Here is a 25,717-nt window from a genome sequence, read left to right on the forward strand (position 1 = left end):
CTGAGGTGATGCTCGATGGTGACGGGGTGGTCGCTGCGGGTGAGAGCCTCGTGGTCGCCTCGGATGTCGAGTCGGGGGTCTCGGTGGGGTTGTCCTACGACGAGGCCTTGTCGGAGCCGGTCGTGGCAGGGTCGAGTGCGGTCTATGGCGTCGATGAGCAGAGCGTGGTGCGGGTGACGGCGGTGGACGCGGGCTTCGCCGCTCACGTGGTGTTGGCGCAGGCTCCTGCCTCGGTGGTCGAGGACGGCGACACGGGCGCGGGTCCGGTGTATCGGCTCCCGTTGCAGGTCGAGGGGGCTACGGCCCGGTTGTCGCAGGGGGCGTTGGAGTTCGTCGATGCCGATGGGGCGGTGGTGGCGGTCTCCTCGACGTTGCGGATGTGGGATGCCTCGGTCGATGAGTTCGGTGACCCAGCGAACGTGGCGCTCGTGGACGCTGCCTTGGTCGCGGGCGACTCTGGTGCGCAGGTCCTCGAGCTGCGTCCGGATCCGGCGTTCTTGGCCGATCCGGACACGGTGTATCCGGTGACGGTCGACCCGGATGTGACGCTGAACCCGAGCTCGGACACCTATGTCAGCAACGGGGCGTGGGGTCAGAGCGACGCGAGCTTCGCGGGTGACTGGTCGTTGAGGGTGGGGTCGAACGACGGGGTATCCACGACGGCGTCGTGGTTGGCGTTCCCGATGGGTGCCCAGGGTGGGGCGGTGATCACTGATGCGTCGTTGCGGCTGTATCAGTACGGGGCTGGTATGTGTGCGGCGCGGCGGGTCTATGCGCAGTTGGCGAAGAGCGACTTTGCGCCGGGTAGCCCGAAGTACACGTGGAACAACCGCCCTGCTTTGGAGGCGCAGGACTCCAAGGACGCCACGAGTGGGGCGTTCAATGCCTCGGCGAATGGTGGTGGGACGCCGTCGTGTCCTGGTGGGGCGCAGTGGCAGAGCATCGATGTGACCGGGCAGGTTGCGTCGTGGGCTGGTGGGCTCGAGGACTCGACGTGGGGGTTGCACCTGACTCCGCCGGAGGGCAAGGAACTGAACACGGGCTTCGAGAAGCGGTTCTGCTCGGCGAACATCAATGGCGGCGCCACGGGCTATTGCCGCGATGAGCGGTTCCCGGAGTTGCAGATCACTTACGTCCCGCAGTTGGGTGATCAGTCGTGGTACTCGACCTCGAAGCGGAACCTCGATGACCGCACGGTGGTGAAGGTCAACCACCGTTCCGGGAACGCCTACCTCGCCGCTCAGGACGTGAAGGTCTCCTCGGTCGGCATTGACCTGGGCCTGGGGCGCCGGTACAACTCGCGTGCGGAGACGACCGGGTCGTTCGGGCCGAAGTGGTCTCTGAACGCGGGCCCGGATGTGTGGTTGGAGAAGCTCGACGAGTGGCGTTACGTCTTCCACACCCCCGATGGGGCCGAGTTGGGTCCGTTCGTCCGCAAGGCCTCGCAGTCGCAGTACAGCACCTATCGTGAGTTCTACACCCCGGCCGGCGGGTTGGGCGCCTCGCTGGAGGACAACGACGACGGCACGTTCACGTTGACGTATCACCAGTCCCACGACGAGTTCGTGTTCACCCAGATCGGCGGCAACGGGCACCTGTACCAGTCGAAGGCCAAGGACCGCTCGGGCAACACGATCACCTACGCCTACGTGTCGGGTACGACTCGGTTGGCGTCGGTCAGCGACACCGCAGGGCGTACGTATGAGGTGTTCTACGGCTCCGGGGCCACGGCTGGGTTCATCACCCAGTTGCGTGACGCGAACGGCCCCACGCTCCGCAACTGGTATTACGGATACAGCAACGGGCGGTTGTCGAGCTACACCGATGCCGAGGGTGATGTCACCTCTTATGCGTGGGTCACGGCAGTGGGTACCCCGGGTGAGGTGCTGAGCACGGTCACCAACCCGGTCAACGACTCGGGTCAGGCGCCGATCACGACGTTGACCACGAGGAACAGTGAGACCACCAGGGTGGTCTATGCCGGTCTGAGCGGGTCGGACAGCTCGGGGTACAGGTTCACCTACGCCGACACGATCGTGGAAGGCTCGTGCTCAGAAGATGATGAAGAATATGACCGCTCGGTGCTGGTCGACAGTGACGAGTCCACGATGGGCGGGGTGACCTACTGCTTCCGCTACCGGACCAATGGTGACCTCAACGACAGTGCCAACGGGGCCAAGACCACCGTATTCGACGCCAACGACAAGACCCGCTCGACCTCGTACACGGCTGACAACCAGTCCGAGTTGTACACCGATTCCTCCGGGACCACGGTCAACACCTATGGCGACGCGGGCAGCGAGACCCAGGACCGGTTGGAGTCCTCGACCCAGGCTCCCGACACGGGTTCTTCGGGCGATGGCGCGAAGACGGAGTACTTCTACGACGAGCCCTCGGGGGTCAAGGGGGCCCGGTATCTGCCGACGTCGGTCGTCGATGGCAACGGTGACTGCACCGCCTACGGCTACGACTCCCAGGGTCGCCTGGAGCGGACCTGGGTGGGGCGCCACACGACCGGGAGCGGGACCTGCGAGAACACTCAGAGCGGTGAGCTTGTCTATCGTGTCGCGTACAACAGCGATGGGACGGTGGCGTGGATGAGTGACCCGAACTCCAACAACAAGGGCTCCTCGCCCACCACGGCGCAGAAGACGGTCTTCACCTACTGGGCGACGGGGCAGACCGGGTTCGTGCCCGGCACGACGGGGATGCTCAAGGACAAGAGGCGTCCCGGCGGGACCTGCGCGAGCGGCAGCACCCGGGCGTTGTGTGATTCCTACACCTACGACGGGCTCTCGCGGACCCTGACCGCGACCGATGGGCGCGGGATCGTGACGACCTCGGCCTACGACACGATGGACCGCACCACCCAGTCCCGCTCGAATGGTGCCACCGGATGCCAGCCGACGGCGGGCACCTGCATCACCTACACCTACGACACCTCCGGCAACCTGACCCAACGTCACGACGCCACCGGGACCACGACGTTCGGGTTCGACCGTCAGAATCGTCAGACATCACAGGCGACTCCGGACGGGGTCGTCGTGTCCTACGCGTACAACAAGGACAGCCGGCTGGCGACGCTGTCCCAGGCGCTGCCGGGCCAGAGTGTCGACACCGTCACCTACACCTACAACAGCTCCGGTGAGCTGAACGCGATCGACGACAGTGCGGGACAGATCGACTTCCTTCACGACGGGAACCACCGGCTGCAGCAGACGACCTATCCCACGTCCCCGCAGACCACGACGCTGATCCGGGCCTACACCAACGCCGGGCTGCCCAAGGCCTTGACGGTGAAGTCAGGGACCAGCACCAACGACCAGCTCACCGACTACGTCTACGGCTACACCAACGAGGACGACGAGGACACCCACCAGTTGCAGCACCTGGAGGTGAAGAACTCCCCGTCGACGATCACCTATCAGGCCGAGTTCGACTACAACGACCGCGGCCAGCTGACCTCCGAGACCCGCAGTGGCGGGGGTGGGAACGGGTCGTCGTTCACCTACGACGACGCCGGGAACCTCGCCACCGCCACCAAGGGGTCGACCACGACCCATTACGGCTATGGCCAGGCCAACCAGTTGTGTTGGACCGGGACCAGTGACGGGACCAGCCCGGTCGCGTCGTGCCCGTCGACCGCACCGGGGTCCTCGCAGGTCGTGGCCCGCGACAAGGCCGGCAACAGTGCTGGTTCCGCGTCCGCACCGGTCAGCTACAACGCCCGTAACCAGGCCAGCAGCCTGGACGGGGTCACCCAGGGCTACCACGACCAGGGCAACGACCTTCGCGTCACGACGGGTGCCACGCACCTGGTCAACACCAGTACCGGGATCACCGCCCGCACGAGCGACACCAACGGCACCGGGGCACCGACCGGCCCGAACGCACAGACCACGTTCTACACCCGGATGCCCGACGGGCGGATCCTCAACGCCCGCACCCCCGGCGCGCCCGCGGCGACGATCTACTACGTCACCGACCACCACAAAACCGTCCTGGGCCTCATCAACAACGCTGGCCAACGCGCGGGGACCTACCGCTACGACCCCTACGGCAAAGCGACCCTCCTCGAAGGCACCACCGCCGAGCAGGACAACCCGTTCCGCTTCATCGGCGGCTACCAGCACGCAGACGACCAACCCGGCGGCTACTACAAACTCGGCGCCCGCTACTACAACCCCGACACCGCCGCCTTCACCCAAACCGACCCCGAACCCGGCACCATGGCCGAACCACTCCGCACCAACCCCTACCTCTACTCCGGCGGCGACCCCACGAACAACACCGACCCAAACGGCCGCTCTTGGACTGACGTCGTGGACGAGGTTGTCAAGTGGGGCCGTGGTGCAGGCATCGTTGGCGGAGTTTGCTACACCTGGTACGCAGTTAACGACGATGACAGCTCTTGGAGCGACGAGTTTGCCGACCTCAACACCTGCTTCAACCCCTACGAGTGGGTCACCGGCGCCCTGGATCAGGGGTGAGGAGGCGATGAGGTGGTCGAGGCACACGCGGCTGGCCGCAACTGCGACGGCAATGCTGTTCTTCGTTTCAGTTGTCGCAAACCTGTTCAACGCCATCGCTTCGCCCGATCTCAGCGGTGCCTGGCTCATTATCCGTATTGGTGTTACGGGCGCGTTCTCGGCAGCACTTGTAGCGCTGCTCGTATTCTCGGCCTTGGACCTCTTGCGCGCGCGAGGGCAAGGGTCGCGTCAGGGAAGCACTGATGGGGAGCGACAGGAGTGAAGTCGTGAGGCCCGAGGTCTGATGCAGCACCTGTGGATTCCAGCAGGACGTGGACCATGCCGGATGTCCGTGGTCACGGAAGTCCCCGCTGGTGGCCAGGTAGCGTGCCTCCGCTGAGAAGCACAAGCGAACGTATGGCCTGAATTGGGTGACCCCGCTTAGTGAGGTCCCCCCGGACCGTGGATGGCGCTACGGACAGGGGGGCTCAGCCGAGGGACTCGCAGCTCCTGCGGCTACCCGACGCGCTACCAGCCCCGCACGAGCGGCAGCGTGTGCTGTCCGCCGGGACGCACCATCAGGATCTGGTCGACGCCCATCCGGCCGTCGCGGAAGGCCATCGAGCCGCCGACGAGGTAGAGCTCCCAGACGCGGTAGACCTCCTCGCCCATCAGCTCGACCAGGCGGTCGCGGTTGGCGGAGAAGTTCTCCAGCCAGCCGGCCACGGTGTGCACGTAGTGCTCGCGCAGCCCGTGCACGTCGCGGACCTCGAGGCCGGATCGCTCCAGGAAGGCGACGGTCTCGCCGATCGGGCGCATGTACATGTCGGGGGCGATGAACGACTCGATGAAGGGGCCGCCGCCGGGCCACTTGCCGGTGCGCGACATCTGTTGGATCAGCACCCGCCCGCCGGGCTTGACCGAGCGGTGCAGCACCTCGGCGTACGTCGGGTAGTTCTTCTGCCCGACGTGCTCGCCCATCTCGATCGAGGAGACGGCGTCGAACGTGCCGCGCTCGGGGACCTCGCGGTAGTCCTGCAGCCGGATCTCGACCTGACCCTCGAGGCCACGCTCGGCGATCCGGGCGTCGATGAACTTCTTCTGCTCGGCGGCGATCGTGACGCCGACGACCTTCGCACCGAACTTCTCCGCGGCGCGCAGCGACATGGAGCCCCAGCCGCAGCCGATGTCGAGCAGGGTGGAGCCCTCCTCGAGACCGAGCTTGGTGCAGACCAGGTCGAGCTTGGCCTCCTGCGCCTCCTGCAGCGGCACCTCCGGCGTCGTGTGGTAGCCGCTGGAGTAGGCCATGTGGGGCTCGAGGATCAACGAGTAGAACTCGTTGGACAGGTCGTAGTGGTGCGCGATCGCGCGTCGGTCGCGCAGCGCGCTGTGCAGCCGTCCACGGATCTGGGCCTGGGAGGCCGGAGCGGCCGGCGGGCGGCCCAGGGCGCCGAGGTCGAGGGCGGTGCGCACGGCCTTGACCATCGCGGTGGGCGTCGGGCGCGTCCCACTCAGCCCGCGCTCCTTGGCGACCGCGAAGGCGTAGGTCAGCGCCTTGTCCAGGTCCCAGCCGTCGACCTCGGGGACGTCGAGCTCACCGGTGACGTAAGCCTGCGCGGCGCCGAGCTCGCCCGGGTGCCACAGGAGACGTCGTACGGCGTCGACGGAGTTGAGCACGACGAGCGGGCCATCGGGCGATCCGGTCTCCGAGCCGTCCCAGGCGCGCAGCCGCACCGGCAGCTCGCCGCCGCCGATGAAGGGCGCGAGCGCCTCGGCGAGGCGTTGCGCGACGCCGCCCGTCGCTCCGGCGGAGGTCACGTGCGTCGAGTCGGTCGTGGTCATCGGGCTCCCTCTCGCGAGAACGTCAGCTGGTGGTCGCCGATGTACTCGGCGGCGAAGCCGGCCAGAGAGTACTCGAGGTAGAAGTGCCACATCCGCAGGAAGGTCTCGTCGAAGCCGAGCTCGAGGACCTCTTCGGACCTGGCCAGGAACGCCTCGTCCCACATCCGCAGCGTGGGAACGTAGTGCAGCCCCATGGAGAAGGGCTCGTGCATCTTCAACGTGGTGTGCGCCGAGGTGATCTCGTCGACGACCTGCACCGACGGCAGGAAGCCGCCGGGGAAGATGTACTTGTTGATCCAGGTGTAGGTGTTGCGGGTCGCGAGCATCCGGTCGTGCGGCATGGTGATGGCCTGCACGCAGATCTTGCCGCCGGGGGCCAGGACCCGGTCGAGGGTCTCGAAGTAGGTCTGCCAGTACTGCCAGCCGACGGCCTCGATCATCTCGACCGAGACGATCGCGTCGAAGCTGCCCTGGACCTCGCGGTAGTCGCAGATCTCCACGGAGATCTGCTCGGTGAGCCCGGCGGCCGCGATCTTCTCGTCGGCGAGCGCCTTCTGCTCCAGCGACAGGGTGATCGTGCGGACCGTCGCGCCGCGGCGAGCCGCGCGGATGGCCAGCGCGCCCCAGCCGGAGCCGATCTCCAGCAGGCGGGTGCCCTCGGTGACGCCGGCCTCGTCGAGCATCCGGTCGATCTTGCGCTCCTGGGCGCTGACCAGGTCGGCCACCCGGGCGTCGGCCGGGTCGCCCTCGAAGAGCGCGCAGGAATAGCTGAGCGTCTCGTCGAGGAAGAGCTCGAACAGGTCGTTGGACAGGTCGTAGTGGTGCGCGATGTTGTCCTGGGAGTTCTCCTGCGAGCTCTTCTGCTTCTTCGGCGGCCGCTTGACCGCGAGGGTCCGCAGCTTCTGCAGCGGAGCAGGCACCAGGGTGGAGATGTCGGAGGCCAGCACGGTGAGGAATCCGCCGAGGTCCTCGGCCTCCCACGATCCGGTCAGGTAGGCCTCGCCGAAGCCGATGAGCGCCCCCGTGCCGATCCGGGCGAAGAACTCGTCGGGCCGCACGATGTGCATGCTCGGCCCGCCCCTGCCCCAGGTCTCGCCGCGCGCGGTGGTCACGGTGACGTCCAGGCGGTTGACGGCCGTGATGAAGAGACGTCGCGCGATCCTGGAGGCCACCGCGGTGCGGGGGCCGGACGGGACGGTGTCGAGGCCGGGCCAGTGGTTGGCACTGATGCGTTCGGGTGCGACGGTCATCGGGCTTCCTCTTTCTGTACGTCGGCCTGCGCGTGCGCAGGACGCTGCCGCACGGGCAGGCGGCGCAGCCACAGCCAGATGCCGTGGGCGCGGATGAGCAGGGAGCCTCGCAGCGCCGCGGGAGCAGCGCGTCGGGCGGTCGTGGTGCTGCGCTCACCGACGAGGGAGGCGCTGAAGCGGTCCCCGTCGTCGGTAGTGAGCTCCACGACAATGTGGAGCTTGTCGCTCGGCATGGGGACCGTGAGGTCGTAGGTGCCGTCGGTGCCGTGGAACGGCGAGACGTACATGGCCTTGGGCGTCGTCGCCCGGCCCTGCTCGTCGGGGTGGACCAGGTAGGCGTGCCGGTCGCCGTACGTGTTGTGCACCTCGACGACGGTGGCCGCGAGGCCACCGGACTCGTCCCAGCACCAGAACACGCTAATCGGGTTGAAGCAGTAGCCGAAGGCGCGCGCGTTGGCCGCCATCAGGATCCGGCCGGTGCCGACCTCGACGTCGCGGGCACGCAGGAAGGCAAGCACGTTGTCGCGGATCGACTCCTCGGGGTCCCCGAGGTGGTCGCGGGACTCGAAGCGTCCCAGGAAGCCGTGATCGGGCAGGTCGTCGAGGTCGACGAGCCACATCTGGGACCGGTGGGTGAAGCGTCGCTTGAACGGCGCTCGCCGGGTGTGGCTGATCGTCGTCTCGAAGATGCCGGGCTCGATGGCCGGCGCGGCGTCACGTCCGGGCTTGATCGTCTCGGGCCACTCCAGGCCGAGCCGCGTCGCGGCGGCGCGACCGGAGCGCGCACCGTCCTCGTGGAAGCCCCAGCCGTGGTAGGCGCCGGCGAAGACGATCCGGTCGGTGTCGATCTCGGGCAACCGGGACTGAGCCGCGACCGAGGTGGGGTTGTAGAGGGGGTGCTCGTAGGACATCCGGTCGATGATCGTGCTCGGGTCGACGAGGTCCTCGCCGCCGAGCGTGACCAGGTAGTGCGTGTCGGTGTCGAGGCGCTGCAACCGCGTCAGGTCGTAGGTCACCATGACGCCGTCGTCGATCGGGCGGGGCACGTCGACGCCGGGACGGCGGAAGTTCCAGGAGGCCCAGGCCTTCTCGGCCTGCGGCAGCAGGGAGGTGTCGGTGTGCAGCAGCGCCGTGTTGGGGGAGTACGGCATCGCGCCGAGCAGCTCGCGCTGCAGAGCCGTCGGCTCGGCGAGGATCGAGAGGGCCTGGCCGGGGTGGGTGGCGACGACCACCGCGTCGTACGTCGTGACCTCGCCGCTGCCGTCGGTGATCTCGACGCCACCCTGGCCGTCGGGACCCTGTCCCTCGGGGACCTCGAGCACCGAGGTGACCTTGGTGCCGAGCCGGACCGCGTGGGGGCCGAACGTGAGCGCGGCCTCGATCTTCGACACGTAGGAGTGGGAGCCGCCGGTGACGGTGCGCCACTGCGGTGAGCCGAAGACGCCGAGCATCCCGTGGTGCTCGAGGAACATGAAGAGGTAGCGGGCGGGGTAGTCGAGTGACACCTCGGGCTCGCACGACCACACGCAGGCCACGACGGGCTCCATGAAGTGCCGCACGAAGTAGTCGCTGAACCGCCCGGCGTCGAGGAACTCTCGCAAGGTGCGGGTGTCCGACTCCTCGGCGAGCAGCGCCTTGGCGAGGCGGTGGAAGCGTGGGATCTCGGCGAGCATCGCGAGGTAGCGCGGCTTGCGGAGGTTGGCCGAGGTCGGGAAGAGACCCTGACGCCCGAGCGCGCCGGCCCACTCGAGGTCGGAGTCGTCGTCGGTGATCGACATCGACATCTCCGAGGCCTGGGTGGCGACGCCGAGCTCGGCGAACATCCGCAGCAGGGTCGGGTAGGTGCGCGGGTTGTGCACGATGAAGCCGGTGTCGATGCCGAGCATCCGGGTGCTGCCGTCGGGCTGCACCTCGGGGACCTGGTGGGTGTCGGCGTGCCCGCCGAGCCGGTCGTCGGCCTCGAAGAGGGTGACCTCGGCAGTGCGGGAGGCGATGTAGGCGGCGGTGAGTCCGGCGACGCCGGAACCCACCACGGCGACCTGGCGTGGCCGTGGTGTCATCTCGCCGCTCAGCTCTCGGTGAAGTCGAAGGCAGCCACGATGCGATCGGTCGAGGGAGTCTCGACGCCGCCGGCCTTCTCGATGGTGATCGCGAGACCCTGCGCCGATCCGGGGTCGCCCTCGACGAGCACCTTGCTGGCGTCGCCGTCGACCAGACCGGCCGGGACCTCCACCCCGTCGTGGATGGTCCAGAGCTGGTAGGTGCGCCCGCTCTGCAGGCGCGGCATGTTGTGCGTCGACACGAACGCGGAGTTGAGCGAGGGCGAGCGCGTGACGGTGATCGCGCCGCCTCCGTCGAGCTCTTGGGTCAGGACCTGGACGTCGCTGGCCTGCTCGAGTTGCGTGGCCGAGAAACCGGTGGACGACGGCTGCTCCCACGGGTGCCACACGGTGGCACCCACGCCGCCGATGACGACGAAGGCAGCAGCGGCGGCCACCAGCGCGGGCAGGCGGCGCCGGTGGGCGCGAGCCCGGTCCTGGACGTCGGCGAAGAGCGGCGGCAGCGGCCGCACGGTCTCGATCGTCGACAGCACACGGTTGCGCAGGTCGGGCGGAGCCTCCTGGGAGACGGTCTCGGCGAGCAGGGCTGCGCCCTCGCGCAGCGAGTCCACCTCGACCCGGCAGTCGGCGCACCCGGCGAGGTGGCGCTCGAACTGAGCTCGTTCGAAGTCGTCGACGGCATCGACGACATAGGCTCCCGAGAGAGCGTGGATGTCCCCACTCATGAGCCCACTCCCATCTTGTCGCGCAACCGGATGAGTCCATCACGGATGCGGGTCTTGGCGGTCCCGACAGGGAGCTTCAGTATCCCTGCCACTTCGGTATGTGTGTAACCACCAAAATACGCGAGCTCCAGGGCCTCTCGCTGCACGTCGGTGAGACTTGCCATCGCCTTGCGCACGCGCTGGGCCTCCATGGAGGACTGGGCGGCGTCCGCAGTGGTGTCGATGTCGATCGTGTGGTTCTGCTGGTGGTACGTCGTGTCGCGTCGCGTGGACGCCTCGGCCGACCGCACGCGGTCGACCGACTTACGATGACAGATCGTCATCAGCCACGAGATGGCGCTGCCCTTGTCTGCGTCGAACCTGCTGGAGGTCCGCCAGACCTCGAGGAAGGCCTCCTGGGTGACTTCCTCGGCCTGGGCCGGGTCTCGCACCACGCGGACGGCCAGGCCGTACACGCGGGAGTGCGTGGCGTCGTACAGCTCGGCGAACGCTGCCTGGTCGCCCCGTGCGGAGCGGCGCAGCAGGTCCGCGAGCCGGTCGGCGGCGCTCGCCGCCGGCACCCCCACGAGGGGGGTGCCGGACGACGTGCGCTTGGCCTGACTCATCTGACTCAGCTGATCCTCGGTGGTGAGGTGATCAGGAGATCGGGCCGGCGAGGACCGAGTCGATGACGTAGACCGTGGCGTTGGCGGTGGGGATGTTGCCGCACAGCACGTTGGCGGTGACGGTGCCGTCGGAGACGGTCATGCCGTCGGTGTCGCCCTCGACGGTCAGCGTGTCGCCGGCCAGGGTGTCCTGGTCGCCCACGACGGCATCGGCGTCGAGGTCGGCGCCGATCACGTGGTGCGCGAGCGTGACGTAGAGCGCCGAGTCGGTGCCCGACTCGTCGGCCTGGGCCTCCTCGACGAGACCGTTGAGGGCATCGGGGTCGATGGCCTCGAAGGCACCGTTGAACGGCGCGAAGACGGTCAGCTCGGGCGCACCGTTGAGGGTGTCGCCGAGGCCGTTGACGGCGCCGACGGCCCCGACGAGCTGCTCGAGCAGCGGGTTGTTGCCGGCGGCCGTGGCGACCGGGCTGTCGGACATGCCGACGAAGGAGCCGTCGCCATCGGCGGGCACCTGGTCGCAGGCGTCACCGAAGGTCTGGGCCTGCGGGTCGTCGCCCCCGGTCCCGGCGTCGGTCTCCGAGGAGGTGTCACCCGTGCCCGAGGTGTCGGTGGTCTCCTCGTCGTCGCCACAGGCGGCGAGCGTGAGGGACAGCGCGAGGACGGCGGCGGCGGCGGTGCCGCGGCGGACGGTGTTGAGCTTCATGGGGTGATGCCTTCCGTTAAGGGGAATTACGGGAAGTGATTCGCCACCTGGGGCTCCGCGGATTGGTCGTGGAGTGCCGGATTCGGCGCTTACTGCGGTGATGGCCCTCACATCGGGCGGCGAGGCGGGGGTGCGGCCGGTGGGACGCCGAGAGCGGGTCCGCCCACGCCCCATGGCGCGTGCGGACCCGCTGCAGGTGGTCTGGTCGGGCGGTCTGGTCGGGGCCTCAGCCCACCGTGAACTGCACCGTGTGGATGCCGGAGGCACCCTCGGGGAAGGGCTCGGCCCGTGCCGCGGTCTGGGTGCCGCCGCTGCCGTCGATGCAGCGGGCCGCGACGCGGTGGTTGCCGGACTTCAGGCCCTTGACGACCAGGAACCACTGGCGCCAGTAGACGTTGTTGACGTCGGCGCCGATCTCGGCGTCCATCCAGGCTCCGCCGTCGACCTGGACCTGGACCTTGGTGACCCCGCCGTCGTTCTGCGCCCAGGCCACGCCGCCGACGACGAGCTCGTCGCCCGTCACCGTGCTGAGCACGCGGGGCGTGTCGATGCGGGTGGAGGGCTTGATCGGGGTGTTGGTGCCCCAGCCCTTCTTGGTCCAGTACGCCTCCTGCTCGGCGTACGTCGTCAGCGTCAGCTTGGTGAGCCACTTGGTGGCGCTGATGAAGCCGTACAGGCCGGGGATCACCATCCGGACCGGGAAGCCGTGCTCGCGCGGCAGCTGCTCGCCGTTCATCCCGACCGCGATCAGGGCCTCGCGCCCGTCGGTGGCCAGGTCGAGCGGGGTGCTGATCGTCATCCCGTCGAAGTCGGTGGACAGGATCTGGTCGGCTTGGGAGCCGACGCCCGCGCGGTCGAGCACGTCCTGGAGCGGTACGCCGAGCCAGCGGGCGCCGCCGACGTACTTGCCACCCACACTGTTGGACACGCAGGTCAGCGTGATGTCGCGCTCGACCATCGGCATGTCCAGCAGCTCGTCGAAGGAGATCTCGAGCTCGTTCTCGACGTCCCCGTCGACGGTGAGGCTCCAGCCGTTGGAGTCGACGACCGGGACGTCCAGTCGCGTGTCGACCCGGTAGAAGTCGGCGTTGGAGATCCGCAGCGGCGTGATGCCGTCGACCCGGCCCTCGAGCCCCTCGGGCAGGGCGGGGGCGGTCTCGCCCGCGGCGGGGCTGGGCAGCGTGACGTCCTCGGCGCGGGCCCGCAGGTTGCCGATCCAGCGGCCGGCCGAGCCGGCGACGATCGCGGCGCCGGCGAGGACGCCGGAGGTGATGAGGACCGTGCGGCGACGCGCGTTCGGGCCGCCGGTGGAGACCACCCCGGTGTCGTGGCTGACCGAGTCGTCGTCGCTCCCGCTGGGGACCGGGCCCGTCGTCCCGCCCGACACGTCGACCATGCCCGAGGGCAGGTTGCTGCGTCCGGAGGCGCCCGAGTGGTCGGTGATGCCGGCGCGGGGGTCGAGGGACTGACCGGTCGCCGTGCGGTGCAGGACCCACAGCCCCGCGACGCCGGCGATGGCGGTGAAGATGCTGGGGACGACGTCGAGGAAGCCGGCTCCCGAGCGGGTCACCGCGGCGACCGCGGCGACGAGGACCAGGGCCAGCAGCATGCCGCCGCCGATCTCGAAGCGCTTCTTGGTGAGGATGCCGGCTACGGCGGCGAGGACCAGCACGCCAATCAGCACCGAGCCGACCAGGATGACCTTGTCGTAGTTGCGGGCGGCGAAGTCGAACGGCCCGATGCTGAAGCCGTCGGACTCAAACTGCTTGATCGCCCACTCCTTGATGTCCGCGGGCGTGTTGTCGATGACGGCCGAGCCGACCGCCAGCACGGGCGAGGAGTCGGGGCGCATCACCGAGGCGACGAGGTGTCCCACGGCCATGCCGAACAGCGTGGCCAGGAGACCGAAAAGGGCGTATGCGCGGCGGGACTTCATGGTGTTCATTCGTCGCGGAGCGCTGCGCCGGATGGGTCGGGCAGGATGGGGGGCATGTCACAGAACGCCCTGGTCCACCTCGCCGTCGAGGGTCGCACCGCGACCGTCACCCTGGACTCGCCCCACAACCGCAACGCCCTCTCACGCCAGCTCGTCACCGAGCTCGCCGAGCGCCTGGAGGCGGCCGACGCCGACCCCGGGGTGCTCGTGGTCGTGCTGCGGTCGGCGGACCGGGTGTTCTGCTCCGGGGCCGACCTATCCGAGGCCTCAGGAGGATCGATGACCCAGGGCACGCAGGCGATCGTGGACCTCCAACGCTTCATCGTGGGGATGTCCAAGCCGGTCGTGGGTCGGGTCGCCGGTCCCGTGCGCGCCGGTGGGATCGGGCTCGTGGCGGCCTGCGACATCGTGGTCGCCTCCGACGAGGCGTCGTTCGCGCTCACCGAGGTCAAGCTCGGCCTGACCCCGGCCGTGATCTCGCTGACGGTCCTGCCCCGGCTGTCGTCGCGCGACGCGGCCTACACGTTCCTGACCGGCGAGGCCTTCGGCGGTGCCGAGGCGGCGCGCATGGGCCTGGTGACCGAGTCCGTGGCCGCCGAGGCCCTGGACACGCGGGTGGCGGCGCTCTGCGAGTCGCTGTGCACCGGTGCGGCGCAGGGTCTGCGGGAGACCAAGGCGCTGCTCGCGCGCGACCTGCTCGACCGGATCGACTCCCAGCGGGCCGACATGGCAGCGCTCTCGGCGCGACTGTTCGGCTCGGACGAGGCCAAGGAGGCCATGACCGCGTTCTTGTCGCGGGGGAAGTAGGCGTCGAGCCCGGCTCATACCCGGGGGAGTACCTCAAGGTTGCCGCAAGACTCCCTCAGGGTTCCCTCAGGAGGCGTGTGTCCCGGAGGTCTGAGGTCCTAGCGTGGTGAACGGCGCAGGTGCTGCACGTCGGGCATCGCGTCTCGGGCGCCAGGCGCGATGCACCACTGCATCGGGCCGAGGGGACCACACGTGCTCGCGATGCGAGCACAGGCCGGGGGGGCCACACCATGACCAGCTTCTTGCGCGCACTCATCCGCTCACACCTGACGACGGGGCCCGGGAGGCGAGCCAGGCGCTGGCGGCGCGGCTCCTCGCTGGGGGTGGCTGCTGCCCTGGCCGCCGGGAGCGTCGCCGTCCCGGCCCTCGTCCTGGCCCCTGCGCCTGCCGACGCCGCCACTGCGTGCGTGGCCACCGGTCTCCCTCTGCGCGCGGCGACCGGGTACACCGAGTTCATCGCCGGCAGCGGCTCGCGAGGCTCGGAGTCGGAGGGCGCCATCGCCTGGGGTGGCAACCTCAGCGCCAACGGCATGACGGTCGGGACCCGCCTGACGTCGAGCAAGAGCGACCCGACGCTCGTCGTCGCCGGAACGCACGGGTCGTTCAACCTGCAGAAGGGCAGCGCGTACGTCGTCCCCCAGAGCGGAGTCAACTTCAACGGTGGCGGCTCCTACCTCGACGACAGCCCGATCGACTTCGTGGCGGCGTTCGAGGACCTGGCGGAGCGCTCGGCGGGATGGGGGGCCGCGCCCGCCACCGGTACCGCCGCCCTCGGCATCGTCGGAGGGCAGCAGCTGCTGGTCCTGAGCGGCAGTGACCCGACCCTCAACATCTTCAGTGTCTCGCCGAGCCAGCTGGCCGCGGGCAACGGCATCGCCTACGACGTGCCGCAGGGCTCCGGGGTGCTCGTCAACGTCACCGGGGACTCGATCGCGCTGCAGGGTCAGATGTCGATCAAGCACCACGGCTCGTTCACCCAGGTCAACGACAGCGTGATGAAGCACTGGCCGGAGATCCTCTGGAACTTCCCCACGGCGACCCTCGTCACGATGCGACTGGGCTCGGCGTGGGGCGGGACGATCCTGGCCCCCGGTGCGTACCTCGACGTCCAGTCGGTGGGTCACACGATCGGCCAGATGATCGCGGCCACGTTCTCGTCGGGCTACGAGACGCACCAGAACAACTACCCGACCAGCGCCTGCCTGCCGCCGGTGACGCCGACGCCGACGCCGACTCCGACGCCGACTCCGACGCCGACTCCGACGCCGACGCCCACTCCGACTCCGACGCCGACGCCCACTCCGACGCCGACGCCGACGCCGACGCCGACTCCGACTCCGACGCCGACGCCGACTCCGACGCCGACGCCGACGCCCACGCCGACGCCCACTCCGACGCCGACGAGCAACCTCACGGTGACCAAGACCGTCAGCGACAAGACCCCGCGCGCCGGGGACACGGTCATCTACACGCTCGCGGTGACGAACGTGGGTGCCGGCCCGGCGCACGACGTGACGCTGCGCGACGTCCTTCCCGGTGGCGTCACCTTCGTGTCCGCCAGCGATCCGTGTGCCACGGTGGGATCGACGGTCACCTGTGACCTCGGCACGGTGCCGTCGGGGGCGACCCGCACGTCGACCATCACGGCCACGGTCGATGCCGTCGCGTCGGGTCCCGACCACCGGCACCAGCTGGACGTGCAGAAGTCCGAGGTGCACCTCGACCTCGAACCCGGCCAGACCCGCACGGTCACCACGACCTGCCAGTCCGGGTACGTCGTGCTCGACGGCTCCGGCCGCGTCGACGCCGTCGACCAGGGCACCGGGACGCTGGCCTCGGTCAGGACGACCGAGTCGCGGGCGATCGGCGCAGACACCTGGCAGGTCACGATGACCAACGAGGCCTCGGGGCGAGCCCAGGGCAAGCTCTTCTCGGTGTGCGTCAGGGCGGAGACCGAGACGATCAACGGCAACGCGCACCACGTGGTCGTGCCCGACACCGTCGTCTCGACCCAGCCACTCGTCGCGGGGCGCACCGACGTGACGCTCACCTGCGGCCCGGACCAGACGCCGATCCGGCCTGGCTACCTGCTGGACGGCGTCGCGAGCGTGGTGACGTCGTACCCCTCCGGAGCGAGCGGCTGGACCTTCTCGGTCGACAACGGGGCGGCGAGCAGCGGCACCTTCTCGCTCGGCTGCCTGAGCCGCACGACGAGCGCATCGGGTGGACACCGCCACCCGCTGGACCTCTTCGAGGTCACCGAGAACGTGACGGTGGCGCCCGGCCAGGGTGCCGAGATCACGCTGAGCTGCGCAGACGCCAAGGGCATCGTGGCCGGTTACGACCTGCCGCCCGGCCTGGTCAACCTCGGCAACGACCCACGACCGGTCGTGCGCGTCGTCAAGCTCGTCAACCCCACGAGCAGCCCACTGCACGCGAGCCTGCGGCTGCTGTGCCTCGGGGTGCGCACGGCGGACCCCGCCGGGGGCGCCGGGGTGGTGAGGAACACCGCGGCCGCGACCACCGCGAGCCTCGAGTCGTCCTACGACGACAACGCGGACGACGCGACCTTCACCGTCGACACCTCGAGCCTCGCGTCGCCGGTCGCCTCGGGCACGATCAAGGCGACCTCGGTCGTCACCAAGGTCAGGTGCACTGACGACGACGGAGCCTGTCGCGGACGCGCGCGCCTGGTCGCGACGAAGAGGCTCAGGGCCCACGGCACGGTCGTGCGCCGCGGCGCCCTCCTTGCCCGGGCGTCCTACCGGGTCGCTGCCGGCACCCACGAGAAGCTGAGCCTGAAGCCGACCAAGGCCGGCAGGGTGGCCCTGGGGTCGAAGCGGCTCACGAAGGCTCGGATCACCGTCGACGGGACCACACGGGTCATCCGGCTCCGCCGCTGACCGCGGGTCCCCGACGCGCCATTCGGCGTTCAGCACGTGAACTCCGTGGAAAGTGGTCGGCCGGACCGGGATGATTTTGTACAGTGGACGACTTGCCACTTCTGGCAAGCCCTGGCCCACGAGGCCGAGCATCAGCACGTGGGGAGCACGAAGAGTGAGTGAAGAGCTGGTCGAGCGGGAGATCGCTCGGGAGCAGGAGTTCGTCGACCGCGTCCACCGGCAGCTGGCCGACGCGGGCAAGGCAGCGCAGCAGCTGGCCCGCGAGGGTCACGACCGCGGGCGGCTGGGCCACGAGGGTGGCCTGGTCGAGCGCGACGCGATGGTCTTCCAGGCGGCCAAGCGGATGGCTCAGCTCGATGCCGCCCACGAGGGTCTGGTCTTCGGTCGCCTGGACCTGAAGCCAGAGCTGGACCCCGCGCCGCGCTACGTGGGCCGGATCGGCTTGCGCGACGCCAACCGCGACTCCCTGCTGATCGACTGGCGGGCCCCGGCCGCCGCGGTGTTCTACCAGGCGACGGCCGCCACCCCGCAGGACGTCGTGCGGCGTCGGGTGCTGCGCTCGCAGGGCCCCACCGTCGTCAGCGTCGAGGACGAGCTGCTCGACGCCGAGGCCAACACCAACGACCTGCCGATCATGGGCGAGGGCGCCCTGATGGCACAGCTGTCGCGGGCCCGCGACCGCACGATGCACTCGATCGTGGCCACCATCCAGGCCGAGCAGGACCAGGCCATCCGCGCGCCGGGCAAGGGCGTCGTCACGATCTCCGGCGGACCCGGCGTCGGCAAGACGGTCGTCGCGCTACACCGGGCGGCCTACCTGCTCTACAACGACCGGCGCCGCTACGAGTCCGGCGGCGTCCTCGTCGTCGGCCCGAGCGGGGTCTTCATGCGCTACATCGAGCGGGTGCTGCCGAGCCTCGGTGAGACCGCTGTCGCGCTGCGCTCGCTCGGCGAGGTCGTCGACGGCGTCCGCGCCACCCGCCACGACGAGCCCGCGGTCGCCGACGTGAAGGGCTCGGCCCGGATGGCCGAGCTGATGCGTCGTACGGCGCGCCAGCAGGCGCCGGGCAGCCCGCGGGAGTTCTCCATCTTCTGGTACGACGCCCGCCTCACCCTGGACCGAGGACTGCTCGGCAAGCTGCGCCGCCAGCTGATGTCGCAGGGCCGCCGCAACCGGCAGCTGCCGAGGGTCACCCCGACCCTGCTCGACGCCCTGTGGCGTCAGGTCCGCAGCGAGCGGGGCCGTGACCGGGGCCGGGAGTACTTCAACGACGACCTGCTCGGCACCGACGAGTTCCTGGACTTCGTGATCGGCTGGTGGCCGCCGCTCAGCGCGCCCGACGTGCTCGGCTGGCTGCGCGACCCCGAGCTGCTGGCGCGCGTCGGCGACGGCATCGTCTCGGCCGAGGAGCAGCGCCTGCTGCTCAAGTCGTGGGGCGACGGCTCCCGGCTCTCGATCCAGGACGTCCCGCTGCTCGACGAGCTGCGCTACGCCCTCGGCGACGTCCCGGTGCGCACCGACGACGAGCGGGACGACCCCATCGCCGCTGTCGAGGGCGGGGTCGACATGCAGGAGCTGATGACCGCCTCCGACCGGGAGTACGCCCCCACCGGTCGGGCCTGGGTGCCGCCGACGCACTCGATCGAGGACGACGGCTTCGCCCACGTGCTCATCGACGAGGCGCAGGACCTCACGCCGATGCAGTGGCGGATGGTCGGACGGCGCGGCCGCGGGGCCTCGTGGACGATCGTCGGCGACCCGGCGCAGTCGTCGTGGCCGGTGCCCGCGGAGTCGGCCGAGGCCCGCGCCGAGGCGCTGTCCGGCAAGGCGCTGCACGAGTTCCACCTGTCGACCAACTACCGCAACTCCAGCGAGATCTACGCCTTCGCCGCCGCCTACGCCGAGCGGGTCGGGCTGGACGCCGACCTGCCGACCGCGGTCCGGTCCACGGGCGTCGAGCCCCAGGTCATCGGCCCGGTCGCCGACCTCGAGGCCGCGACCCGGGCCGCGGTCGCCGAGGTCGCCGACCGGGTCGGCGGCACGGTCGGGATCGTCGTACCCGTCGCTCGACGATCCGAGGTCAACGCCTGGCTGGCCTCCTGGCCCGAGCGGGCCGACGACGCCGCCGGTGCCCGCGCCGCGATCGACTCGTCGGTCGCCCCGTCGGGAGAGGACCGGGTCGTGGTGCTCAACGGCCTGGACACCAAGGGCCTGGAGTTCGACGCGATCGTGGTCGTCCGCCCGCAGGAGATCGAGGACGAGTCGCAGACCGGCCGCGCCACCTTGTACGTCGTCCTCACGCGGGCGACGCAGCTGCTGACCACGGTCTCCTGAGGTCGGGCCCGGACGACCGCGCTTGGTCGAGGATCGGTGCCACCTGATGGCACTGATCCTCGACCGAAGGCGTCTCAGCCGCTGACCGCGGGAGCCTGATCCTGCCCCGAGGCGCCACCCACCGCGCCCTCGACCGACTTCTTGATCAGGCCCTCGAGGTCGATGCCGGTCGTGGTCTTGAGCATCGACAGGGTCTGCACGACGTTGTCGGTGACCTGCTTCGGCAGCGCGCCGGCGCCGTCGGTGGAGACCACCGTGAGCTGGTCGATCGCGCCGATGGGGGCGGCCACCTCGCGGGCGATCTGCGGGAGCACCTCGATGAGCATCTGCAGCACCGCGGCGTCGTTGTAGTGCGCGAAGGCGTCCGCGCGCTTGTCCATCGCCTCGGCCTCGGCCTGCCCGATCGCCAGGGTGGCGGCCGCCTGGGCCTCACCCTCGGCGCGGGTCGCGTCCGCCTCGGCGGTACGGCGGGCCTTCTCGGCCTCACCGCGCTTGGCGCCCTCGATCGCCTCGGCCTCGGCCAGCGCCGAGCGGCGGGCCTTCTCGGCCTCACCGGAGAGCCGGTCCTGCTGGGCCTTGGCCTCGGCGGCCGCGATCGTGGCGGCCTTGCGGGCGTCGGCGGCGGCGATCTCGGCCGACCGCTTGGCCTCGGCGTCCTGCTCGACGCGGTAGCGCTCGGCGTCGGCCGGCTTGCGGACCTCGGTCTCGAGCTTGCGCTCGGTCAGCGCCGCCTGGCGTACGGCGACCTTCTCCTGCTCGGTGAGGATCGCCTGGTCGCGGTCGGCCTGGGCCAGCGGCCCGGCGGCGGCCGCCTGGGCGGCCGCGGCGTCGGTCTCCGCCTGGATCTCGGCCTCCTTCAGGCTCAGGGTGCGCTGCGAGATCGCGATCTCCTGCTGGGCGGCGATCGTGGCCTGCTCGGCCGCCTGCCGGGCGTTGGCCTCGGCGATCCGGGCCTCCTGGCTCACGCGCGCGGCCTCGGGGCGACCCAGGTCGGCGAGGTAGGAGCCGTCGTCGGTGACGTCCTGGATCTGGAAGGTGTCGAGGATCAGGCCCTGGCCGGTCAGCGAGTTCTCCGACTCGTCGGCCACGCGCTGGGCGAAGGCCGCGCGGTCACGGATGATCTGCTCCACGCTCAGCCCACCCACGATGGAGCGCAGCGCACCGGCCAGCACCTCCTGGGTGAACGGCTCGACGTCCTCCTGCTGCGAGAGGAACCGCTGGGCGGCCAGGCGGATCTGGTCGGCGTTGCCGCCGACCTTGACGATCGCCACGCCCTCGACGTTGAGCTTGATGCCCTGGCCGGAGACGGCCCCGCGGATCTGCACCGAGATCCGACGCGAGGAGAGGTCGAGGTTGGAGAGCTTCTGCACGAACGGGATCACGAAGACCCCGCCGCCGAGCACGACCTTCTGGCCGGACAGGTCGGTGCTGAGCTGCCCGGTCTCCGGGTTGAGCACCGCCTTGCCCTTGCGGCCGGTGACGATGAACGCCTGGTTGGGGCCGGCGACCTTGTAGCGGCTGGTCACCAACAGGACGATCAGCAGGACCAGGACGATCAGGCCGATGACGGGGGCGAGGGCTGAATCCATGAGGCTTCCTTCTCGGGACTTCGGAGGTCACGACCGGTCGGCCGTAGGAGGTGGCGCGGGTGGTCAGTCGTCGGTCGGGGGGAGCTCGCTCCACATCGGGGCGACCGTGACGGCGGTGGGGGACAGGACGCTGGTCACGTGCACGCGGGCACCGGCCTCGAGCCCCAGGTCGGCGCTGGCGTTGTAGCGCAGGGTGTGCCCGCCGACGTACACGCGGATGGTGCCGAAGCCGGCGTCGGGGATGTCGGAGAGCACGATCGCCTCGTGGCCGATCACGTCGGCAGCAGCCGGTGCCTCGTCGGTGCCGGCGCCGCGCACCAGTCGGGTGAGCTTGGCGGCCATCCAGGCGAACGCCGTACCGACCACCAGGCCGACGACGACCGCCACGGGTCCGGGTGCCCCGGCGGAGACCGCGATCGCGCCGCCGAAGCCGAGCGCGGAGACGAAGCCGCCCACGACCTCGGTCGAGAACCAGTCGCCGCCGAAGCCGTCGAGGGCGCCGTCGAGCAGCCCGTCGAAGACGTCGCCGACCAGCAACGAGACGGCCAGGACGACGAGACCGACGACTCCCAGGATCAGGTACGTGGTCACGGCGACGAACCTACCCCGCGCGGTCCACGGCAAACGGGGGTGCGCCCGATGAGCTCAGACGGGGCACTCGACGGTGTCGTCGTCGAACTCCACCGCGAGGGTGGTGCCCTCGGGGATCTCGAACGAGCCCAGCACGGTCCCGGCGATGGTGCAGATCGACGATCCCTCGGAGGAGCCGTCGGCGAGCAGGGTGATCGCGTTGCCGTCGATCTCGTAGCCGGCGACGGTGTCGAGGACCCGGTCGAGGGCGTCGGCGATCGTCTCGAGGGAGGTCGAGGACAGCGCCTGGTCGAGCCCCTCGTCGAAGGTGTCGATGTCCTCGACGCCGGGTGACGTGGCCGCCGAGCCGGTGGAGGTCGACGCCGGTGCGTCGGCGAGCTCGTCGTCGCCGCAGGCGGTGAGGGCGAGAGCCAGGGGAAGGGCGAGGACGGGGAGCGAGGCACGGAGGAGGGAGCGCATGTGGCGATTCTGGAGGCGTCCGGACGCACCGGCCATGAGTAGTCCCTACTCACCTCGTGAAAGCCGGTGCGTGGCCTGGTGCTCCCACAACTAGGCTTCGGCCATGTCTGCCGACGTCACCGCCCCCGACTCCCCGGCCAAGGACGCCATCGCGGCGCTCATCGGGCACGAGGCGTGGGCGATCATCCGTCGCTCCACGCGCGTGGGTGACCGGGACACGGTCGGCCTGATCGGCGGCACCCGCACCGAGGTCGACTCGCTGCTCGACGTACCCCTCGAGAGCGGGATCCCCGAGCCGGGCCGGGTCGCCGACCGGCTGCTCGCGATCCCGTTCCGTCAGGTCGCCGAGCGCGGCTTCGAGGCGCACGACGACGGGACGCCGCTGGTGGTGGTCGACGTCGAGACGGAGCACGAGTTCTCGGTCGCCGAGGTGGTCGAGGCGATCGACCCGGTGCCGGTCGAGTTCGCCGACCGCGGCGGCTTCGAGACCGACGACGAGCAGTACGCCAAGCTCGTCGACTCCATCATCCGCGACGAGATCGGCCAGGGGGAGGGCGCCAACCTGGTGATCGGGCGGCACTACCGCGCGCAGGTCGCCGACTGGGGCGTCGCCACGGCGCTCTCGGTCTTCCGCCGGCTGCTCGAGCGCGAGCGCGGCGCCTACTGGACCTACGTGTTCTTCACCGGCGACCGGTTCCTCATCGGTGCCAGCCCCGAGCGCCACGTGTCCGTGCACGACGGTGACGTCCGGATGAACCCGATCAGCGGCACGTTCCGAATCCCGCGTGGGGGTGCGGCGTCGGGCGGGATCAAGAGGCCGCTGCTCGACTTCCTCAAGGACGAGAAGGAGATCTACGAGCTCTTCATGGTCGTCGACGAGGAGCTCAAGATGATGTGCGACCTGTGCCACGAAGGTGGCCAGGTGCTCGGACCGTTCCTCAAGCCGATGACGCACCTGATCCACACCGAGTACCTCCTCGCCGGGCGCACCGACCGCGACCCGCGCGAGGTGCTGCGCGACACGATGTACGCCGCCACGGTGACGGGCTCTCCCGTGGAGAACGCGTGCCGTCTGATCAAGGCCTACGAGAGCGAGGGTCGCGGCTACTACGGCGCCGCGCTGGCGATCCTGGGTCGCGACGAGGCAGGTGGGGCCGTGGTGGACAGCCCGATCGTGATCCGCTCGGCCGACGTCTCCCTCGACGGCCGGCTCAAGGTGACCGCCGGGGCCACCCTCGTGCGCGACTCCGACGCGGCGTACGAGGTCGCCGAGACGCACGCGAAGGCGGGCGGCATCCTCTCGGCGTTCGGCCTCGTCCCGCAGGCGCCGACGCCCGACGTGGCGCTGGCCGAGCTGGTCAACGACGAGGACGTGCTGCTGTCCCTGAACGCCCGCAACCGGCGGCTCAGCTCGTTCTGGTTGACCGACCAGGCGGGCGCGCCGCCCGACCCGCGGCTGGCCGGCAAGCGGGTGGTGATCCTCGACGGCGAGGACGACTTCGTCAACATGCTGCGCCACGTGCTCGGCGTGCTCGGCCTGGAGAGCGTCGTGGTGCGCCACGACGAGTACGAGCCGGGCTGCCTCGACGGCTTCGACCTGGTCATCGTCGGCCCCGGTCCTGGCGATCCTCGCGACGGCGACGACGTGAAGATGGGCAAGCTCCGGCACGCGGTCGCGACGCTGCTCGAGACCCAGCAGCCCTTCCTGGCCGTCTGCCTGGGCCACCAGGCGCTGTGCCACCAGCTCGGCATCGCGCTGGCCTACAAGGACATCGTCTTCCAGGGCACCCAGTCGGCGGTGCCGTACGACGGCCGCAGCGAGCGGGTCGGCTTCTACAACACCTTCGTGGGGCGCGTCGGTGCTGGCGACACCCTGCCGGACGGCGTGAAGGTCGACGTCGACCCCGACACCGGGGACGTCCACCACCTGCGCGGGCCGCACTACCGCGGGATCCAGTTCCACGCCGAGTCGATCCTCACCGAGCGGGGCTACGACCTGCTGCACGAGCTCGTGGGGGCCCTGCTGCTGGGCGAGCGCACCACCGACCCGGCGGGCCCCTCGGACAACGCCGACAAGAGGATGGTGGACCAGTGAGCGCGACCGCCCCGGTGGAGTACGGCCCGAAGCGGGTCCGCTCGGCGCTGTGGGCCGGGCTCGCCGCCTTCCTCGTGGCCAACGGACTCCTCATCCTGACGGCCTCCGACAGCTCCTCGGCGTGGCTCGCGGTGATCCCCGTGGCCCTGTTCGGCCTGGTGGCCGTGGTGATGCTGCGTCGGGTGATGCGTCGCGATCCCTACCTGGTGCTGGACAAGAAGGGGTTCGACGACCGCACGACTCCGTTCTCGGTGGGGCGCGTCGCCTGGTCCGAGGTCTCCTCGATCGAGGCCGAGCGGGCCGGCTTCCAGTGGGTCGTGCGCGTGGGCGTGCACGACGCGGCCACGATCGTGACGCGGCTCGAGGGCATGCGGGGTCGAGGGCTCGAACGGGCAGCCCGCAACGGGCATCCCCCGTTGGTGGTCGGGGTCTCCATCCTCGCCGCCAAGCCCCAGGAGGTCGCCGAGGAGATGCAGCAGCGGTGGAAGCGGGCCGGCGGCCGCCCCGCGCCCTCGCAGTGACCGGATGCCGTCGACCTCTGGCAGCCTGACCCCTGTTGGCGCACCCCGACACGCGTCAGGCTGAGCGCATGCGCATCGGGATCCTGGTCTTCGACGACGTCGAGGTGCTCGACGCGTGCGGCCCGTTCGAGGTCTTCTCCGTCGCCAACCGGGTGGCCCTCGCGGCGGGTGGGGCGGCGCCCTTCGAGGTGCTGCTGATCGCCGACGGTCCCCCCGGACTGGTCCGCGCCCGTGGCGGGTTGCCGATCCAGGTCGGCATCGGCATCGGCGAGGCGCCCGCGTTGGACCTCCTCGTCGTGCCCGGGGGCGTCACGGACGCCGTGGAGGCCGACGCGGAGGTGGTCGGCTGGGTCGCCGAGCGCGCCCTCGTCACGCCGTACGTCGCCTCCGTCTGCACCGGAGCCTTCGTGCTGGCACAGGCGGGAGTGCTCACCGATCAGCGCGTCACCACGCACTGGGACGACCTGGCCGCGCTGCGGGATCGCTGGCCGGACCTCGACGTCGTCGAGGACGTGCGCTGGGTGCACGCGTCCTCCGCGGTCCGGTCGGGCGGCGACGTCTACACCTCGGCCGGGATCTCGGCCGGGATCGACCTGGCGCTGCACCTGGTGGAGGTCCTCGTCGACCGCGACACCGCGCTCTCGACGGCGCGACTGATGGACTACGCCTGGCTGGAGTGAGGGGTTCTCGGGTTGGGTGGGGCGCCTGCGCGCGTGGCGTTCTTCGTGGTTGGGTGTGGCGCCCGCGCGCGTAGTCGACCCATCTTCGTGGTTGGTGTGGCGCCCGCGCGCGTAGTCGACCGGGTCTCGCCGTCAAGGATCGCC

General features: G+C 70.1%; 17 protein-coding genes. 7 read left to right on the plus strand and 10 right to left on the minus strand.

The features are described 5' to 3' along the window. Positions 1-8 precede the first annotated feature (8 nt). The gene (locus Q1K33_RS15895; protein ID WP_300405693.1) at positions 9-4,490 is read left to right on the plus strand and encodes an RHS repeat-associated core domain-containing protein; all 4,482 of its coding nucleotides are present in this window, start codon (positions 9-11) and stop codon (positions 4,488-4,490) included. A gap of 507 nt (positions 4,491-4,997) precedes the next feature. On the opposite strand, the gene Q1K33_RS15900 is transcribed toward Q1K33_RS15895, so the two are convergent. From Q1K33_RS15900 to Q1K33_RS15930, 7 genes are all read right to left on the minus strand, one after another. Next, positions 4,998-6,311 carry a cyclopropane-fatty-acyl-phospholipid synthase family protein gene (locus Q1K33_RS15900; RefSeq protein ID WP_300405695.1) on the minus strand — a complete coding sequence of 438 codons (1,314 nt, stop codon included), beginning with the start codon at positions 6,309-6,311 and terminating at the stop codon, positions 4,998-5,000. Further along, positions 6,308-7,561, minus strand: a complete 1,254-nt coding sequence (locus tag Q1K33_RS15905; RefSeq protein WP_300405697.1) for a cyclopropane-fatty-acyl-phospholipid synthase family protein — start codon at positions 7,559-7,561, stop codon at positions 6,308-6,310. Before Q1K33_RS15905 ends, Q1K33_RS15900 begins: the two co-directional genes overlap by 4 nt. Continuing rightward, positions 7,558-9,621, minus strand: coding sequence for an FAD-dependent oxidoreductase (locus Q1K33_RS15910; RefSeq protein ID WP_300405699.1), 2,064 nt, complete (start codon positions 9,619-9,621; stop codon positions 7,558-7,560). Before Q1K33_RS15910 ends, Q1K33_RS15905 begins: the two co-directional genes overlap by 4 nt. An 8-nt stretch (positions 9,622-9,629) precedes the next feature. After that, positions 9,630-10,346 (minus strand): anti-sigma factor, encoded by a 717-nt coding sequence (locus tag Q1K33_RS15915; protein WP_300405701.1) that lies wholly within the window; start codon positions 10,344-10,346, stop codon positions 9,630-9,632. Then, complete coding sequence (gene sigK / locus Q1K33_RS15920; RefSeq protein ID WP_300405703.1) at positions 10,343-10,951, minus strand: ECF RNA polymerase sigma factor SigK; 609 nt, start codon at positions 10,949-10,951, stop codon at positions 10,343-10,345. The genes Q1K33_RS15915 and sigK overlap by 4 nt, the downstream gene beginning before the upstream one ends. Before the next feature lie 31 nt (positions 10,952-10,982). Beyond that, on the minus strand, positions 10,983-11,657 hold the full coding sequence (locus Q1K33_RS15925; protein ID WP_300405705.1) for a fasciclin domain-containing protein: 675 nt from the start codon (positions 11,655-11,657) through the stop codon (positions 10,983-10,985). A 226-nt stretch (positions 11,658-11,883) separates the two neighbouring features. Then, positions 11,884-13,593 (minus strand): molybdopterin-dependent oxidoreductase, encoded by a 1,710-nt coding sequence (locus tag Q1K33_RS15930; RefSeq protein ID WP_300405707.1) that lies wholly within the window; start codon positions 13,591-13,593, stop codon positions 11,884-11,886. 54 nt (positions 13,594-13,647) lie between these two features. Here Q1K33_RS15930 and Q1K33_RS15935 point away from each other — a divergent pair, with 54 nt between their 5' ends. The 3 genes from Q1K33_RS15935 (at position 13,648) to Q1K33_RS15945 (ending at position 19,638) form a co-directional block, all read left to right on the plus strand. Then, entirely contained in the window at positions 13,648-14,400 is a 753-nt protein-coding gene (locus Q1K33_RS15935) for an enoyl-CoA hydratase family protein (protein WP_300405709.1), read from the plus strand. Between the two features lie 230 nt (positions 14,401-14,630). After that, positions 14,631-17,303, plus strand: coding sequence for a choice-of-anchor A family protein (locus Q1K33_RS15940; RefSeq protein ID WP_300405711.1), 2,673 nt, complete (start codon positions 14,631-14,633; stop codon positions 17,301-17,303). A gap of 154 nt (positions 17,304-17,457) precedes the next feature. Continuing rightward, positions 17,458-19,638, plus strand: a complete 2,181-nt coding sequence (locus Q1K33_RS15945; RefSeq protein WP_300405713.1) for an AAA family ATPase — start codon at positions 17,458-17,460, stop codon at positions 19,636-19,638. Positions 19,639-19,712: 74 nt separating this feature from the next. Here the strand turns inward: Q1K33_RS15945 and Q1K33_RS15950 are convergent, their stop codons facing one another. The 3 genes from Q1K33_RS15950 to Q1K33_RS15960 form a co-directional block, all read right to left on the minus strand. Continuing rightward, positions 19,713-21,227, minus strand: a complete 1,515-nt coding sequence (locus tag Q1K33_RS15950; RefSeq protein ID WP_300405715.1) for an SPFH domain-containing protein — start codon at positions 21,225-21,227, stop codon at positions 19,713-19,715. 63 nt (positions 21,228-21,290) lie between these two features. Then, on the minus strand, positions 21,291-21,818 hold the full coding sequence (locus Q1K33_RS15955) for a hypothetical protein (RefSeq protein WP_300405716.1): 528 nt from the start codon (positions 21,816-21,818) through the stop codon (positions 21,291-21,293). A 54-nt stretch (positions 21,819-21,872) separates the two neighbouring features. Continuing rightward, a complete protein-coding gene (locus Q1K33_RS15960; RefSeq protein ID WP_300405717.1) occupies positions 21,873-22,277 on the minus strand; it encodes a hypothetical protein in 405 nt (134 codons plus the stop codon). Between the two features lie 103 nt (positions 22,278-22,380). Between Q1K33_RS15960 and Q1K33_RS15965 the strand changes: the two genes are divergently transcribed. The 3 genes from Q1K33_RS15965 (at position 22,381) to Q1K33_RS15975 (ending at position 25,573) form a co-directional block, all read left to right on the plus strand. Continuing rightward, on the plus strand, positions 22,381-24,372 hold the full coding sequence (locus Q1K33_RS15965) for an anthranilate synthase family protein (RefSeq protein WP_300405718.1): 1,992 nt from the start codon (positions 22,381-22,383) through the stop codon (positions 24,370-24,372). Then, positions 24,369-24,893, plus strand: a complete 525-nt coding sequence (locus Q1K33_RS15970; RefSeq protein ID WP_300405719.1) for an STM3941 family protein — start codon at positions 24,369-24,371, stop codon at positions 24,891-24,893. The genes Q1K33_RS15965 and Q1K33_RS15970 overlap by 4 nt, the downstream gene beginning before the upstream one ends. 68 nt (positions 24,894-24,961) lie before the next feature. Further along, positions 24,962-25,573: a DJ-1/PfpI family protein gene (locus Q1K33_RS15975; protein ID WP_300405720.1), complete on the plus strand. Its 612-nt coding sequence runs from the start codon at positions 24,962-24,964 to the stop codon at positions 25,571-25,573. Positions 25,574-25,717 lie beyond the last annotated feature (144 nt).

The organism is Nocardioides sp. (assembly GCF_029937575.1).
Classification (GTDB): domain Bacteria; phylum Actinomycetota; class Actinomycetes; order Propionibacteriales; family Nocardioidaceae; genus Nocardioides.

Coding starts and splice junctions, on each gene's coding strand:
- Q1K33_RS15895 (WP_300405693.1), top strand. CDS start 9: ATGCTCGATGGTGACGGGGTGGTCGCTGCGGGTGAGAGCCTCGTGGTC.
- Q1K33_RS15900 (WP_300405695.1), bottom strand. CDS start 6,311: ATGACCACGACCGACTCGACGCACGTGACCTCCGCCGGAGCGACGGGC.
- Q1K33_RS15905 (WP_300405697.1), bottom strand. CDS start 7,561: ATGACCGTCGCACCCGAACGCATCAGTGCCAACCACTGGCCCGGCCTC.
- Q1K33_RS15910 (WP_300405699.1), bottom strand. CDS start 9,621: ATGACACCACGGCCACGCCAGGTCGCCGTGGTGGGTTCCGGCGTCGCC.
- Q1K33_RS15915 (WP_300405701.1), bottom strand. CDS start 10,346: ATGAGTGGGGACATCCACGCTCTCTCGGGAGCCTATGTCGTCGATGCC.
- sigK (WP_300405703.1), bottom strand. CDS start 10,951: ATGAGTCAGGCCAAGCGCACGTCGTCCGGCACCCCCCTCGTGGGGGTG.
- Q1K33_RS15925 (WP_300405705.1), bottom strand. CDS start 11,657: ATGAAGCTCAACACCGTCCGCCGCGGCACCGCCGCCGCCGCCGTCCTC.
- Q1K33_RS15930 (WP_300405707.1), bottom strand. CDS start 13,593: ATGAAGTCCCGCCGCGCATACGCCCTTTTCGGTCTCCTGGCCACGCTG.
- Q1K33_RS15935 (WP_300405709.1), top strand. CDS start 13,648: ATGTCACAGAACGCCCTGGTCCACCTCGCCGTCGAGGGTCGCACCGCG.
- Q1K33_RS15940 (WP_300405711.1), top strand. CDS start 14,631: ATGACCAGCTTCTTGCGCGCACTCATCCGCTCACACCTGACGACGGGG.
- Q1K33_RS15950 (WP_300405715.1), bottom strand. CDS start 21,227: ATGGATTCAGCCCTCGCCCCCGTCATCGGCCTGATCGTCCTGGTCCTG.
- Q1K33_RS15960 (WP_300405717.1), bottom strand. CDS start 22,277: ATGCGCTCCCTCCTCCGTGCCTCGCTCCCCGTCCTCGCCCTTCCCCTG.
- Q1K33_RS15965 (WP_300405718.1), top strand. CDS start 22,381: ATGTCTGCCGACGTCACCGCCCCCGACTCCCCGGCCAAGGACGCCATC.
- Q1K33_RS15975 (WP_300405720.1), top strand. CDS start 24,962: ATGCGCATCGGGATCCTGGTCTTCGACGACGTCGAGGTGCTCGACGCG.